This window comes from Paenibacillus sp. VCA1 (genome assembly GCF_031583795.1).
GTDB lineage: Bacteria > Bacillota > Bacilli > Paenibacillales > Paenibacillaceae > Paenibacillus_AQ > Paenibacillus_AQ albilobatus.
On sequence record NZ_JAVLSX010000051.1, the window covers coordinates 1 to 255 of the forward strand.

Sequence of the window (255 nt, forward strand, 5' to 3'; positions counted from 1 at the left end):
CGGGTCTACGCCCACGTACTTATTCGCCCTATTCAGACTCGCTTTCGCTGCGGCTACGGCTTCTCACCTTAACCTTGCACGGGAACGTAACTCGCCGGTTCATTCTACAAAAGGCACGCCATCACCCATAGATCGGGCTCTGACTTCTTGTAAGCACACGGTTTCAGGTTCTATTTCACTCCCCTTCCGGGGTGCTTTTCACCTTTCCCTCACGGTACTGTTTCACTATCGGTCGCTAGGGAGTATTTAGCCTTA

General features: G+C 52.2%; 1 rRNA gene. It reads right to left on the bottom strand.

The window, feature by feature from the left end:
- Positions 1-255: ribosomal RNA gene (locus RJP21_RS31110) — 23S ribosomal RNA — on the bottom strand; the annotation flags it as partial.